The following is a 14,737-nucleotide window of genomic DNA, read 5'->3' as shown; positions in this document are numbered from 1 at the left end:
AGCTATGATTTAAGTAGTAAAGATAAGTAGTATAAAAAAGCCCTCTGAAATATGAGGGCTTTTTTGTGTCTATGAGAAGTAGGCAAGTGAAAATAACCTATGTTTCTTTCTTAAACTGGTAAAAGCGATTTACCGTTAATACAATTGATAACGTTAGATAAACGTTGATTAACAGCTATTAAAATAAAGCTTGCTACAATGAATATGTCAATTTGAATAATAAGCACATTAAACAATAAGTACGACTATATTCGTACCATTTAAGGAGAAAAATTATGTTGGGTGAACCAGAATACAGTATGAATGAGTTATTTGCTCAGTTAGGCCTCGACAGCTCTGATGAGGCAATTGATAATTTTATCGCAGAAAACCAATTAGCTAGCGAAGAAAAACTAACAGAGGCTAGTATTTGGACGGACAATCAGCGTATGTTCTTGCAAGAAGAGTGGCAAAAAGATGCAGCATGGGTAGAAACCATCGATGAGCTAAATGTTCGTTTGCATCCTGACGCATAAATATTTATAGACATAAAAAAACCCGCGATAGTCTTAATATCGCGGGGTTTTTTATGTCTGGAGTAACACTAAACATCAAATTTGCTTTTCGCGCCACTCAAGTAGATCTGCGACGTCTTGATGAATACCGGCTTTTAATGCTTCTATTCCATCATAGCGACGCTCACCATGCAAAAAGTGTAGGAAACGTACGTGTAAGTTCAATCCGTATAAGTCAGCTTGCAACTTTGGAAAGTGGACTTCTAGTCGCCAGTCATCACCTTTATCAACAGAAGGTCTTTTGCCAATATTAGCCGTGCCAAACAAACTATGTGGACGCAAGCCGGCAACACCTTTATGACCATCGGTGGCAAGCGCAGTCAAACCATCAGCTATCACATCACCATTGTCATCTAAGCTCACCACGTCAACTGCAAAAATACCATGCAGGGCAGGCTTTATACGCTGCAAATCGATATTTGCGGTAGGGAAGTCTATTGTTCGACCTATCTGGTCGCCGCGCACAACCCCTCCTGTGATTGCATAGTCACGACCAAGTAATCTGTTGGCCGCCCGAAGGTCACCTGCCAATAGTAAATCACGAACACGAGTAGAGCTGATACGGGCAGCGTCGTTATCGGTCGTATCAACATTGTCGCTATCAGTATTATCGTTATTAGTATTGCTATCAGTGACCGTATGCAGGTTGGTCACCTCCAAACCATAATCACGCAAAAACTGACTGTCGCCAGTACGATCATGACCGAAGCGAAAGTCATCGCCCAGCACCAACGCTTTTACGTTTAAACGCTTGGCTAATATATCGGCAAATGCTTGTGCTGATAGCGAGCGAAATTCTGTATCAAAACCTGCTACGATCAATGTTTCAACACCATATTCTGCTAGCAGTGCTTGCTTTTCTGCCAGATTGGTCAAACGTGCAGGCGCTTTAGCAGGTGCAAAAAACTCGCGTGGCTGCGGCTCAAATATCATGACCGCTGCACCCAAATCTTGGGTATGCGCAATTTCACGAACCTGGGCTAGCATGGTTTGGTGACCAAGGTGCACACCGTCGAAATTACCAATAGTGAGCACGCAAGATGCCAACTCTACTGGGACAGTGTCCGTAGATGAAGCGTGTGGCGACGAAATCAGTTGCTCAAGAAAATAGGTTTTCATAAGTTTTCAGCTATGATGAGACCAAATAAAAAACGAAAAAACACATCTATGCTTAAAATTGATGTGTCTAAAACCAGCCATTATAAAGTAAAATAGCCACACTAACATCCTATAGTCTACGTGTAATGCAACTATGACGCATAGGGTGGCTATTCTTTATTGCCAATGATGCTAACAACAATCCCGACAACGATGGAGATCTTATGTCTGCTGCTGCCTTGAATACTATACCAACTGACCTATCGACATATCAGCTCACCGATCAGTTCGTTGTGCAGCGTGCAAATAAAGAAGATTTAGCAGAAGTCTTAGCCATTTATAATCAAAGCATACCGGGCAAACAAGCAACAGCCAATCTTGCATTGGTTACGCTAGAGGAGCGTGCCGCTTGGTTTGAGGAGCATTTGGATAGTGCAACCAGACCAATATATGTGGTCAAGGCATTACCATCAGATGACATATATCAAACAAAGGCGCCGATAGTCGCATGGGGCAGTTTTAGTGATTTGTACGCGCGTACGGCCTATCACATCAGTACCGAGATTAGCATCTATCTAAATCAAGATTATCAGGGCAAAGGGTTAGGCAGTTTGCTGACCCGTTGGATGTTGACGCAAGCACCAAGCCTAGGTATTCGAAATATCATCGCACTTGTCTTTGCTCATAACCATCCAAGCTTAGGATTATTTCGTAAGCTTGGCTTTGAACAATGGGGTTATATGCCCGAAGTTTGCGATATGGAAGGGTTTATCGCTGATGTTGTGATGCTTGGCAAAGCAGTCACGTCAGCCCATGTCTCAGATAAAGCGTCTGAAACAATTTAACTTGAAATGCTCTAACCCAAAATCTTCCATTGACCTTCTATCTTCTGTAGCTGGTAGGTCAATGGTGCAGGTTCGCTCTGTCCTTTTAGCATCAGCTCGCCAGTGATGGTAGCACGAGTTTTGTCATCATTGTATTTGGTATCAGTAATCGTAACGCCATCCACCGTTTGTTGAAATGCAGACTGGGTGTTGGCAAGCTCTTCTTCAAAGTTTGCCATATCGACTTGGTAATATGACGCCGCATCCTTCACGTCACCATAATATAAGCTGTTTAGGGCTTGCTTGACAGTATCTTCTGGCGTACCGGCTTGAGTCGGATTGGTCACTAGGCTTTTTTGTTCGGCCGCTTCAGTGACTGGATTAATATTGTCACTATCAATCGCTGTCTTGTCTTCAGTGCCATCTGTCATTTCGCCTGTTTCGCTAGCACTTTCAGCAATCTCTGCTTGGTCAGTCGTATCATTGTCTAATGTGACGTCTTCTGAGGTATCCACGGTCGCTGCCACATCTTCATTATCGATAGCAGTTTCAGCCGACTCATTATTGCTACAACCGCTAATAAGTAATCCAGTGCTTAGTACACCAGTTGCTAGCAAAATTGGTAAGCGCTGAAAGATTGGCTGTTTCGTTGTCATATTAAACCTCAAATGTCATGTATTCATTAATGATCTATTATGACAATTATCAGCAGCGAGCATTGTCATTTCTCATAACAGGCTTGTTTTGGTTTCGTAAGCCTGCCATGAGTTTGCTTATAATTTGTCCTAACCGTGCTTTAGCTGACGCGGACGGAAACCAGTCGCTAGCAATACCACACCGTAAACCAGCGCTCCGACGGCACACATAATAATCAGCGCGACGATACGTTGCCACTGAGCCTCATCGGTAGGAAAATAAGGTAGCATAAAATAAAGCACACCAATCATAGAGCCAGTCGAAATAGCAAACTGCGTAAATAGCTTTTTCCAATGCGGACCGAAACGGAAAATATCACGCTTATGTAAGAAGTAATATAGCAAGCCTGCGTTTACAAAAGCAGCGCCAGTCGTAGCCAATGCCAGACCACCATGTAGCGGTATCTCTAAGAAGTAAAAGATTCCAATAAAAATAACACTAAAAATCATATTGGCGATGACAGAGATAATACCGATTTTGACAGGGGTTCTAGTGTCTTGACGCGCAAAAAATGCAGGGGCAAAGATCTTAATAAGCATAAATCCTAAGATACCACCTGCCATACTACGTAAGGCCAGCGAGCTCATCTGAGCGTCACGTAAGGTAAACTCACCACGTAAAAACAGCGCTTGCATCAATACATCTGCCAGTACAAATAGGGCAGCCGAGGCAGGCACACCGACCAAGATGATAAGACGTGCTGCCCAGTCGATGGTCTTTTTGAAACTGACGTCGTCTTTTTGAGCTTCACTTTTGGATAGGCTTGGTAATATGACGGTACCAATCGCCACACCAATCAGACCCAATGGCAGCTCGCTCATACGTTCAGCTGCATAGAGCCAAGAGACGGAACCGCCAATCATCAATGAGGCGAAGATAGTGTTCAGTAGTAAATTAATCTGAGTAACAGAAACACCAAAGATAGCAGGTAACATCAGTTTCAAAATTCGACGAACGCCTTCGTGCTGGAAGTCAATCTTTGGTGCGACAAGCAGCTTTTGTTGCCAGAGCTGCGGCAGTTGAATCAAAAACTGTAGCAAACCTGCGATAGCGACTGCATAGCCGAGTGCCATAATAGGTGTATCAAACATTGGCGCAAAAATCAGCGCACCACCAATCATACACAGGTTCAATAACACGGGCGCGAAGGCAGGTGCAGCAAAACGACCGTAGCTCTGCAGAATACCACTGGCAAACGCTGTCATAGAGATGAATAGCAAATACGGAAAGGTAAGGCGCAATAACTCAGCGGTAATGGCAAACTTGTTGGGTTGATCGGCAAATCCAGGGGCAAACAACGTTACCACCCAAGGAGCGATTAGGATGACTACAACCGTAAGCATCGATAACACTAGCAATAATGCGCCCGAGGTGCGACTGACTAAAATCTGTACTTGTTGCAAGCTGTACTTTTCTTTGTATTCGGACAGTACTGGCACGAAAGCTTGGCTAAACGCGCCTTCTGCAAACAATCGTCGTAAGAAGTTTGGGATTTTGAAGGCGACCAAAAAGGCATCCATCAAACCACCTGCACCAAAAACCCCTAGCAATACAACATCACGTACCAAACCTAAAATACGCGATAACATGGTCATACTGCTGACCACCATGGTTGAACGAAATAACCGACTTTTTGCCATGAGAACCTATCTTGCCAAGTTGTATATTGAGTTATGTGCCGATGTGATATGGATGAAAAACTGACGAATTATATCACTTTCACCATTGAGATAAATGGATTGAGTGTGGAAATCATTTATGCGATGGTACATCGTTTTTCGTTGCATCAGCGACTAACTGGCGCAACCTTGCCCATTCAAAATAATCACCAGGGTCAGTCTTACGCCCAGGCGCGATATCGCTATGGCCTGTCAAGTGGCGACGTGTTTTGGGATAGGCCTTATAGATGGCGGCAATTACTTCGGCTAGCTGCTCATATTGAACAGAAGTGAAGGACACAAAATCCGACCCTTCAAGCTCAATGCCAATGCTATAATCATTACATTCAGGTCGACCCAAGTAGCTAGACCGCCCAGCATGCCACGCCCGTTCGTTGAAATTGACAAACTGAGTGATAGCACCATCACGTTCGATAAATAGGTGCGCTGATACTTCCGCGCCTTTAATTGTTTGAAAATAAGGATGAGCATCCCAGTCTAATTGATTGGTAAATAATGCTTTCACATAATGTCTGCCATTAGCGTCGCAGGCACCAAATTCATTCGGTGGTAGGCTGATATTGTGTACGACGATTGCGTCAATGCTCAAACCTTTTGGCCTTACATTGTAATTGGGTGAGGCTAGCCAAGTAGCTGTTGATAGTAGACCGTCTTCGATGGTCATTGGCGACGCAGATGATAAGTGTGGCAATGATGCAGGCATAATGCTCTCTTTTTATACTAGTATTGATAATGGTGTGATAGACAATCTATCTAATTAGCTAAACGATAGTGGGCTATATGTTTGGTTTTTTGGAATAGAAACTTTAATAACGCTGATAGCGTATGAATAATAACGTGCGAGATTTTACCTCATGTCTATAAAACTGACGTCCATACCTATCGATTGTACGCTAATGACTATTAGCCTGCGAGCACGTCTACCATTAGCTATAGCAGGGTTGCTGCTCTCGGCTCAAACACAGGCATTTCTACCAACGCCGTTGTCCGTCCTTGAATTAGATACATTGTCACCTGACACATCTAGCACCGCACCTACTTATTCTAATTCAGATGTATTAGCTGAGTCGGACAATATTAATAGTGCTGAACCTAATATTCAAAATAGTACTTTATCTGAATCAAGCGTAGCGACAGATCAGCTGCTATCGACATGGCGTCAGCAAGTAAAAACAGACAAGTTGGCACAGCATACAACATGGCGACGCTTGTTGTATTTTTACGATAATAAAAACAGCGTATTGGGTAAAAAGAAAACCGAGAGTTTGGTTGACGATCCGAGCTTTTTTCTAAGTAAAAATGGTCAACGAGATTCAGGTGCAGAGTTAGATGCGATGCTCGCGGCACTTGCGCAAGAGTTGGCATCATCAGTAACTGATCACAACCAAGCAAAAACTGATACCAATGATAACTCTGTCTTATGTCGTTTTCCAGCGCGAGTGGCGTGGTTAGCAGAGGTGCTAGCGATCGATGCTGCAAGTCTATCTGCTGACTGTCCAGAGCTGGATGAATGGATGCAGACCATTGCACCTGAGCAGCTATCTATCATGTTTGCGCAGGAGTATTTGGACAATCCGCTCTCTGCATTTGCTCATACGCTGTTACGCATTGACTCAAAAGCGAGCATCGCCGATCCAAACCAAATCGATAAGGCTTATGCGCTGAACTACACGGTAGACGGTGATCCAAACGACAGTTTCCCGATATATGCTACCAAGTCAATGATTGGTAGCTACAACAGCGCTATCGAAATTGACCCTTATCCAGAGATGCTAGCGAAATACCTGCAAGACGATGAACGGGATACGTGGACATATCAGTTGGGTCTGACGCCGAAGGAAGTTCAGCAGATTATGCGCCACGTTTGGGAAACCAAAGCATTGAAGATGCCGTATTACTTTACCACGGACAATTGTGCTTCTGAGATTCTACGTCTTATTGATGTGGTCCGTCCGCAGCAAAACCTACTGAGTCAATTGTCTTACGCAGTCGTGCCTTCTGATGTGATTCAACTATTAAATGATGAGCAGTTGCTGGCAAGTACCACTTATACGCCTGCTGATAATACCTTACGTCAATCTCAGCTCAATGAGAAAAAACAACAGCGCGCGCAGTTGGGCTATCATAATAGCGCTAAACAAACCGTGAATGAGATCAAGTCTGCGCAGCTCAATCCTGTATCGAGCATGTCAGCTGATGGGCAAACACTACTCAAGCGTCAAATCGACGTATCGGATAATAATCCGATAGACAGGCATCCGCTACAGTTGGGTACGATAGGTATAGGGCAGCGTGGTGACAATGACTATATGGATATTGGGTTTCGAGCGGGGTTTCATGATACGCTTGACCACGATTCAGGGTATCCACAATTTTTTAACTTAGAAGGGCTGGCTGCGACATTACGACTGTATGACACAGATGATAATAAGCACAATCAGCCAGATAGTGTGGTTTTGCAAAATGTCACTTTGATTCGTGGCCGTTCTTTTAACCCTGTCAATGCAGCCCAAAAAGGCAATACTTGGGGCGCTAGTATCGAGGCGACGCGAGTAAACGATGGATCGCAAGAGGCAGGTACGGATCATTTGGTTGGTAGCGTGGGTTACGAGAAAGGCTGGTCATGGGCATTTGGTACACCAGCCGCAGGTACTGGTGAGATGCCGCCGCAACTGTGCTATACGTTTTTGGCAGGTACAGGGCAAGTAGGACGAGGTATCAATAAAGGCTTTCGTCTAGGCGCAGGTATCAATGCAGGCTGCCGTTATCAGATTAACAATCAGTTACGCGCGCAAGCTGAATTGCAATTGCCATATTGGTATCATGGCAACAGCGATGAAACCAACGTCCGTGGTCATTATTGGCAACCAATCTCAAGCCTAGGGCTACAATACGACATTGATAAAAAACAAGCACTACGTATTAATGCCAATTACGAATGGCAAGATCGTATCGATGCCAATGATGATATCCAGCTATCGTACAGACGATACTTTTAGTCACTGATTTAGATATTGGTTTAGACACTGATTTAGCCGTTGATTTAGGCATTAATTTAAACAAAATGGCTTCTAAGTGCTGTAATCGTTGTATAAAGGAAGTTGTATAAAGGGAAACATGCTTTATGAATACGCAAAATTTACTAATTATCGGGCAAGGTGATATTGGCCTACCAGTGACCAATAAACTCGCCCAAGATGGCTATTGTGTGACTGGGCTGGCTCGTAGTGAGCGCGAATACTATGATTTGGTAGATAGTGCAGATTTTTTGCAGGCTAATGCGTTGACTTTGACTGCTGAGCAGCTACAAGCATTTACTCATATTGCGATTATCGTCACCCCTGACGAGTATTCAACCAGCGGTTATCACGACAGTTATCTAGCGATTAGTCAGCATTTGGCAACGCTTGCTCCACAGCTTATTAAACTTGAACGTGTAGTATTCATTTCTTCTACTGGTGTCTACGGTCAGGACAATGGCGAATGGATTGATGAGCATACTGCACCTGTTACGCCTGCGCGTGAAGCCTCAAAAGTTATATTGCAAGCAGAGCAAGCGCTGCAACAAGGCTTCGGTGATAAAGCCATTATTATTCGCCCCAGTGGTATCTACGGTCGCGAGCGCTTAATGCGACTACGTAAGGCTCGTGAGTCAGATAAAGATCCAGTGCCAGCTGAGCATTGGAGCAACCGTATTATGGATCGCGACTTGGTCAATATCATCGCCAAAGTGTTGACGATAGAGACACCAAAGTCTGTCTATTTAGCGACGGACTATAGACCTGTTACTACGTTTGAGCTAGAGGTTTGGCTTAGTGAGCAGGTTGGCGAGACACCTCCTACTATTGATAATACAAAAACCTCAGTGACAGGAAAACGCTTGCACAGCAACATTCCGTTAGCTTGGCTTGATTATGCTGATTGGCAGACAGGCTACCGAGATATTTTGAATTATCAAGAGTAAGCCTTTAGAGTTAAGCCTTAAAGAGTAAAATAGCCCTTGGTATAATCGTTCTTATTTATTTTATAGTTTATGGAGATTTCATGTCCCAGCCTTCTACTTCTGATGACCGTTTGTCTCATGCTAATCTGGCAACAGAAGGCGGGCAGCTGGCAGAAGGTCACGTCCAAAAAAAGGCTGGTCAATCGTCTATGCTAGCTGATTCGCAGCAACCTGCGATCGTACATCCTAACTTTGATCCCAAACAATCTCCTCTTGACCCTGCCAGACCATTAAGTGATATTCCTGAGCCCGCTCGTCGCCTAAATGGTCAATTGCGCAGGCTTTATGGTAACTCTACGCGGTTCTATCAGCCCAATGCAGACAGCTTATCGAAGTGGTCGCTGATTGCTTCAGAAGCGCTGGCTGAGCATTTATCATTGCTGAATGCGGCACAGCTTATCGAATTGCCGGATAGCTTTTATCAGAATCATAGTGAGCAGCCGTTAATATCGACATTATCAGATATGACATTATTAGATATGTCGGATATTCAACAGGCGATTCGCGCTTATCCAAAACTGAACCGTTATGGGTTTTTGCCTATTGATAACTCTACAGTGACTGAATCAGATAACGATTCAAACAACGATTCAAACAATGACAGCAAGGCTCAAAATTCTGCATTATTATCTATGCGCGCATTGACCAAACGCTATAATCCTGATGAGCTACTAAACAGTCTGTATGCCGATGATTGGCAAGTGATACTACAGCCGCAGCAGTTTGAAACAGGCGAGGGTAGTTTGGCCACGGATATTATGGCATGTAGCGTGGCTGTCCATGCGCTAAAGCAATGTAGTACCCGTAAGAGTATCAATCATAGTTATAGCGCCGCAGAAATCTGCCAGCATGTGCGTAGCTATTTGCTCAGTCAGATCGTTTGTGAGCCGTCACAGCGCCATGCATATCGTCAGATTCGACTGTTTGCTGGCCATATTATTGTTGCCGCTTATCATTTGGGCTGGGAGATACAAGTCCGAGCAGATGGACAAAGCTATTTTAATATCTCATCGCGTAGTGGTTTGCTGACTCGCTATGCCAATATGCAGGATTATGAGATCAATGGTTGGTCAAGCTGATCAATAATGCGTACAATAATGCAAATTTTTTGCCCCCTCTTTTTGCTGATAGGAATGTCATAATGTCTCATGTAACACGCCCTCAAGACCCTACGTTTTCATCTCATCAATTTATTCAACTGGCTCTAGACAACCAAGTGCTTAAGTTTGGTGAGTTTGTCCTAAAGTCTGGTCGTATCAGTCCATACTTTTTTAATGCAGGCTTGCTTGCGACTGGTGAGATGTTGTCGTTACTAGCACGTGGTTATGCAGATGCCTTGGCTGAACAAATGAGTGCAGCAAATGATGGTGCTGATGCGCAAGAGCTGGTCGTCTTTGGTGCGGCTTATAAAGGTATTCCTTTTGTCGCAGCGACAGCGCAAGCGTTATGGCTACATCATGGCATTAATGCCAAATGGGGCTATAACCGTAAAGAAGCCAAAACTCACGGCGAAGGCGGCAATTTGGTCGGTGCTGACGTAAGTGGCAAGGCCGTTTGGGTGCTTGACGATGTCATCACAGCGGGTACAGCCATGCGCGAAGTGGTCGAGATTTTAGAGCAAGCAGGCGCAAGCGTTGCTGGTATTATCGTTGCACTCGATCGTAAAGAAAAAGGTCAAGCCGAGCACTCTGCTATCCAAGAGCTTGCCGCGACACTAAAAGTGCCTGTACGTGCATTGGTCGATATCGATGATTTGATCAGTTATTTAGCTGATGACCATGGTGCACAAAACGGCCAGCATAAAGACGCGACCCAGTTAGCCAAAATGCAACACTACCGTGAGCAGTACGGCGTATAGTTGGGCACTGATGTTGTTTAATCAGTTTGTTTCATATTAATAATATAACGTAAGTGAGTCTTATCATGAGCCAACAAAAACAAGAAAAGTCGCTAAAAATACTCGTTATTATGGATCCGATCGAGCGGGTTAATTATAAAAAAGACACCAGTCTCGCTATGATGTGGGCCGCTCAAGACCGTGGCCATCAGCTCGGTTATTGTCAGATTCATGACCTGTGGTTGGACCGTGGTCAGTTGATGGTTGATACGCAGCCACTGACAGTAAAGCGTGATCCTGCAGATTTCTATACATTGGGTGATAAAAGCACAGGGCCAGTCGCCGACTATGACGTGATTTTGATGCGCAAAGATCCACCGTTTGATATGCGCTTTATTTATGCCACTTATATGCTTGACCATGCCAAATCAGCAGGCGTACTCGTGGTCAATGACCCACAGGCGATTCGCGACTGCAATGAAAAGTTATTTGCGACGTGGTTTAGCGATTATATGAGCCCAACGATTGTGACTAGCAAACAAGCACACATTCGTAAGTTTATCGCTGAACAGCAGGACGTCATCGTCAAGCCACTAGATGGTATGGGCGGCACTGGTATCTTTCGTTTAACCGCTGATAGCCCAAACATCGGAGTGACGTTAGAGATACTGACTGAGCTTGAGACTTTGCCCATCATGGCGCAGCGTTATTTGCCAGAAATCAAAGAGGGCGATAAGCGCGTATTAATCGTCGATGGAGTCGTGGTAGATTATAGTTTGGCCCGTATTCCAACCAAAGGCGAGACCCGTGGTAACCTAGCAGCTGGTGGTAGCGGTGTTGCCATGCCATTGACTGATATCGAACGCCAAGTAGCAGAAGTTGTGGCACCAATCGTCAAAGAAAAAGGCCTAATGTTCGTTGGTCTAGACTTGATCGGTGGGCGTATCACTGAGATTAACGTTACTAGCCCAACATGCGTACGTGAGATTGATGATCAATGCGGTACAGATATCGCGACCGACTTTATCATGGCGATTGAGAATAAATTTACTGTGTAGCTTTAGTTATGTTCAGGAACGTTTTGAGTTTAAGAATATTTTGACTACGTAAAACCCATATTTTGACTACGTAAAACCCATATTTTGACTACGTAAAACCCATATTTTGAGGTATTGTTAGTCATTGGATTTTCCTTACCGTTTATTAGCATTACACGACGCCAAGCCGTGACCGATCATGGCTTGGATTTTTGTTATTTTTGCTGCATAAAGTACTGTATATAAGACAATGATTTCCTCTATACTATGCGGGCTTTGGCTAGGTCATTATTTTTCATAATTGCCACCGCAGCAGTGAGATAAACCCTTCATATAAATAAAGTAAAGATAGGCAGGCGTTCATGAAAACACCGCATATATTGATGATGGCAGCTGGTACGGGCGGGCATGTTTTTCCAGCGCTTGCAGTGAGCGACGAGCTGAGCCAGCGCGGTGCAGTGATTCATTGGTTGGGAACGCCAAACGGTATGGAAAACGGTTTGGTTGAGCCCACAGGTTATCCTTTTCATGCTATTAATATGCAAGGACTTCGTGGCAAAGGCGTTGGTCGACTATTGAAGCTACCAATGACTCTGCTATCCGCGACGATGGCTGCCGTGAAAGTGATTCGTAGTAATCAGATCGATGTGGTCGTTGGGTTCGGCGGTTATGTGAGTGCACCTGGCGGTATCGCTGCGCGCATGACTAATACGCCATTGATTATCCATGAGCAAAATGCCATTGCTGGCATGAGCAATCGCTACTTATCTAAGCTGTCGACCAAGACGTTACAAGCGTTCGAGAATACCTTTGCCAATAGTCAGCAAGATGCCAAGCTTGAGACAGTGGGCAATCCTGTGCGTAATGCCATTACTGGTGTCGCAGAGCCAACGGTACGCTACGACGTAAATGACAGTTCACCGCTTAAACTATTGGTAGTCGGCGGTTCACTTGGAGCTCAGGTATTAAATGATACAGTACCAAAAGCATTAGCATTACTAGATCAGCCGTTTGAAGTCTTACACCAGTGCGGACGCAACAATGAAGCAGCCACGCAAGCGGCTTATAGCGAGCAAAATCTAAACAACCATCAGTTTACTGTACAGCCGTTTATTAATGATATGGCTGCAGCTTATAACTGGGCAGACATCATCGTTTGCCGCGCAGGTGCGTTGACCGTGACCGAAATCCAAAACGTCGGCATCGCCGCTATTTTTGTACCGCTACCGCATGCGGTTGATGACCATCAGACGGCTAATGCTCGCACCTTAACGTCACACGATGCCGCAATTCTACTGCCACAGTCTGAGCTAACAGCGCAGCGCTTGCGTGATGAGCTTGCAGTGCTTGATCGCCGCGCTTGCCTAGAAATGGCAAAAAAAGGCCATGCCCTTGCCAATCGTAGCGCGACTAAACAGGTTGCTGATATTATTTGGCAGACGTTATAGCCTCTCCCATTGCAATCAGCAATTTTACGACTGACTATTTTTATATTCCCTTATTTTGTTTCATCATATTTTATTAGCCTTTAATAAAGAGAACTCCTTATGTCTACCTCTGCGAAAGCTCTACCTAAGCGTTTGATTGAGATACCAGAAATGCGCCGCATCCAGCACTTGCATTTTATTGGTATTGGCGGTTCAGGGATGTGCGGTATCGCTGAAGTTATGAATAATCAAGGCTATCAAGTCAGTGGCTCTGATATCGCTGATAGCGTGGTTACTCGACGTCTAGAGCAGATTGGGATTAATATATCAATTGGTCATGATTCTAAAAATATCGCCAATGCGGATGTCATCGTTGTATCATCAGCGATTGATCGTAGCAACCCTGAAGTAAAAGCTGCGTTAGAGGCGCGTCTGCCAGTGGTACGCCGCGCCGATATGCTGGGTGAACTAATGCGCTATCGTCATGGTATCGCAGTTGCTGGCGCGCATGGCAAAACGACGACAACCAGTTTGCTCACCACGATGATGGCAGAAGGACAGCTAGATCCTACTTATGTTATCGGCGGTAAGTTAAATGCGTCAGGCAAAAACGCGGCATTGGGTAGCAGCCGTTTCTTAGTAGCAGAAGCTGATGAGTCTGATGCATCATTCTTGTCATTGCATCCGATGGCCGCGATTGTGACCAACATCGACCAAGACCATATGGAAACCTACGAAAACAGCTTTGATAAATTAAAAGCCGCTTATATCCAGTTTCTACAAAACATGCCGTTTTACGGTTTGGCAGTGGTCTGCGGTGACGACCCTGAACTATATGCAATGATCGATGATATCGGTCGTCCAGTATTGACCTTTGGTCTAGAGCCGTTCAATGATGTACAAGCTGTAGACTTAGTGACAGAAGGAACCAAAACTCACTTTACCGTATTGCGCCGTGACCGTGAACCATTACGCCTAACGTTAAATATTCCTGGTACACATAACGTTTATAACGCGCTTGCTGCCATCACGATGGCAACTGATGAAGGCGTTGATGATGCAGCGATTGAGCGCGCCCTGCAAAAATTTGAAGGCGTGGGTCGTCGTTTTGAGCAGCATGCTTCTGTCGATATCGATGATGGCAATGTCTTATTGATTGATGATTATGGTCATCATCCTAAAGAAGTCGATGCGACCATTAAAGCTGCTCGTCAAAGCTTCCCTGATCGTCGTTTAGTGATGCTATTTCAGCCGCATCGTTATAGCCGTACCCGTGATTGCTACGATGATTTTGTAGAAGTGCTATCGAGTGTTGATGAGCTATTATTATTAGATGTTTATTCAGCAGGTGAGAGTCCGATTACCGGAGCTGATACCAAGTCACTAGCGCGTAGTATCCGTTTGCGCGGTGAAGTTGAACCGACTATTATTGATAAAGACAATCTAGCTCCTGTTATGCAGCGTTTGTTAAAAGCCAACGATATGCTGATTACCCAAGGCGCTGGTAATGTCGGGCAGATTGCTATCGATTTGGCTGCCAATAACCTTTATATTAAGTAAGCTAAAATTTAGGGACGATCCT

The 14,737-nt window shown here is 44.6% G+C and carries 13 protein-coding genes; 9 read left to right on the top strand and 4 right to left on the bottom strand.

Going from position 1 to position 14,737, the window contains the following annotated elements; all coding sequences use genetic code 11:
• Positions 1 to 275: 275 nt before the first annotated feature.
• Positions 276 to 515: a DUF2789 domain-containing protein gene (locus JMX63_RS02365; protein ID WP_160022359.1), complete on the top strand. Its 240-nt coding sequence runs from the start codon at positions 276 to 278 to the stop codon at positions 513 to 515.
• Between the two features lie 75 nt (positions 516 to 590).
• Here the strand turns inward: JMX63_RS02365 and ribF are convergent, their stop codons facing one another.
• Positions 591 to 1,673: a riboflavin biosynthesis protein RibF gene (gene ribF / locus JMX63_RS02360; protein WP_201570663.1), complete on the bottom strand. Its 1,083-nt coding sequence runs from the start codon at positions 1,671 to 1,673 to the stop codon at positions 591 to 593.
• A gap of 203 nt (positions 1,674 to 1,876) precedes the next feature.
• Between ribF and JMX63_RS02355 the strand changes: the two genes are divergently transcribed.
• Complete coding sequence (locus tag JMX63_RS02355; protein WP_201570660.1) at positions 1,877 to 2,497, top strand: GNAT family N-acetyltransferase; 621 nt, start codon at positions 1,877 to 1,879, stop codon at positions 2,495 to 2,497.
• Positions 2,498 to 2,508: 11 nt separating this feature from the next.
• Here the strand turns inward: JMX63_RS02355 and JMX63_RS02350 are convergent, their stop codons facing one another.
• From JMX63_RS02350 to ampD, 3 genes are all read right to left on the bottom strand, one after another.
• Complete coding sequence (locus tag JMX63_RS02350) at positions 2,509 to 3,132, bottom strand: nuclear transport factor 2 family protein (RefSeq protein WP_201570658.1); 624 nt, start codon at positions 3,130 to 3,132, stop codon at positions 2,509 to 2,511.
• Positions 3,133 to 3,261: 129 nt separating this feature from the next.
• Positions 3,262 to 4,812 (bottom strand): murein biosynthesis integral membrane protein MurJ, encoded by a 1,551-nt coding sequence (gene murJ / locus JMX63_RS02345; RefSeq protein WP_201570656.1) that lies wholly within the window; start codon positions 4,810 to 4,812, stop codon positions 3,262 to 3,264.
• Between the two features lie 112 nt (positions 4,813 to 4,924).
• Positions 4,925 to 5,554: a 1,6-anhydro-N-acetylmuramyl-L-alanine amidase AmpD gene (ampD, locus tag JMX63_RS02340; RefSeq protein WP_201570654.1), complete on the bottom strand. Its 630-nt coding sequence runs from the start codon at positions 5,552 to 5,554 to the stop codon at positions 4,925 to 4,927.
• 151 nt (positions 5,555 to 5,705) lie between these two features.
• On the opposite strand from ampD, the gene JMX63_RS02335 reads away from it, so the two are divergent.
• The 7 genes from JMX63_RS02335 (at position 5,706) to murC (ending at position 14,715) form a co-directional block, all read left to right on the top strand.
• Complete coding sequence (locus JMX63_RS02335; protein WP_201570652.1) at positions 5,706 to 7,850, top strand: Lnb N-terminal periplasmic domain-containing protein; 2,145 nt, start codon at positions 5,706 to 5,708, stop codon at positions 7,848 to 7,850.
• A 125-nt stretch (positions 7,851 to 7,975) separates the two neighbouring features.
• Entirely contained in the window at positions 7,976 to 8,815 is an 840-nt protein-coding gene (locus tag JMX63_RS02330; RefSeq protein ID WP_201570650.1) for an SDR family oxidoreductase, read from the top strand.
• Between the two features lie 80 nt (positions 8,816 to 8,895).
• Entirely contained in the window at positions 8,896 to 9,933 is a 1,038-nt protein-coding gene (locus JMX63_RS02325) for a hypothetical protein (RefSeq protein WP_201570648.1), read from the top strand.
• Between the two features lie 62 nt (positions 9,934 to 9,995).
• The gene (gene pyrE, locus JMX63_RS02320; protein ID WP_201570646.1) at positions 9,996 to 10,712 is read left to right on the top strand and encodes an orotate phosphoribosyltransferase; all 717 of its coding nucleotides are present in this window, start codon (positions 9,996 to 9,998) and stop codon (positions 10,710 to 10,712) included.
• A 65-nt stretch (positions 10,713 to 10,777) separates the two neighbouring features.
• A complete protein-coding gene (gshB, locus tag JMX63_RS02315; protein ID WP_201570644.1) occupies positions 10,778 to 11,749 on the top strand; it encodes a glutathione synthase in 972 nt (323 codons plus the stop codon).
• A 341-nt stretch (positions 11,750 to 12,090) separates the two neighbouring features.
• Positions 12,091 to 13,176 carry an undecaprenyldiphospho-muramoylpentapeptide beta-N-acetylglucosaminyltransferase gene (murG, locus tag JMX63_RS02310; protein WP_201570642.1) on the top strand — a complete coding sequence of 362 codons (1,086 nt, stop codon included), beginning with the start codon at positions 12,091 to 12,093 and terminating at the stop codon, positions 13,174 to 13,176.
• A 99-nt stretch (positions 13,177 to 13,275) separates the two neighbouring features.
• On the top strand, positions 13,276 to 14,715 hold the full coding sequence (murC, locus tag JMX63_RS02305; RefSeq protein ID WP_201570640.1) for a UDP-N-acetylmuramate--L-alanine ligase: 1,440 nt from the start codon (positions 13,276 to 13,278) through the stop codon (positions 14,713 to 14,715).
• Positions 14,716 to 14,737 lie beyond the last annotated feature (22 nt).

It is taken from the genome of Psychrobacter nivimaris (genome assembly GCF_904846365.1).
Classification (GTDB): Bacteria; Pseudomonadota; Gammaproteobacteria; order Pseudomonadales; family Moraxellaceae; genus Psychrobacter; species Psychrobacter nivimaris_B.
This window is presented reverse-complemented; position numbering and strand designations above follow the sequence as displayed.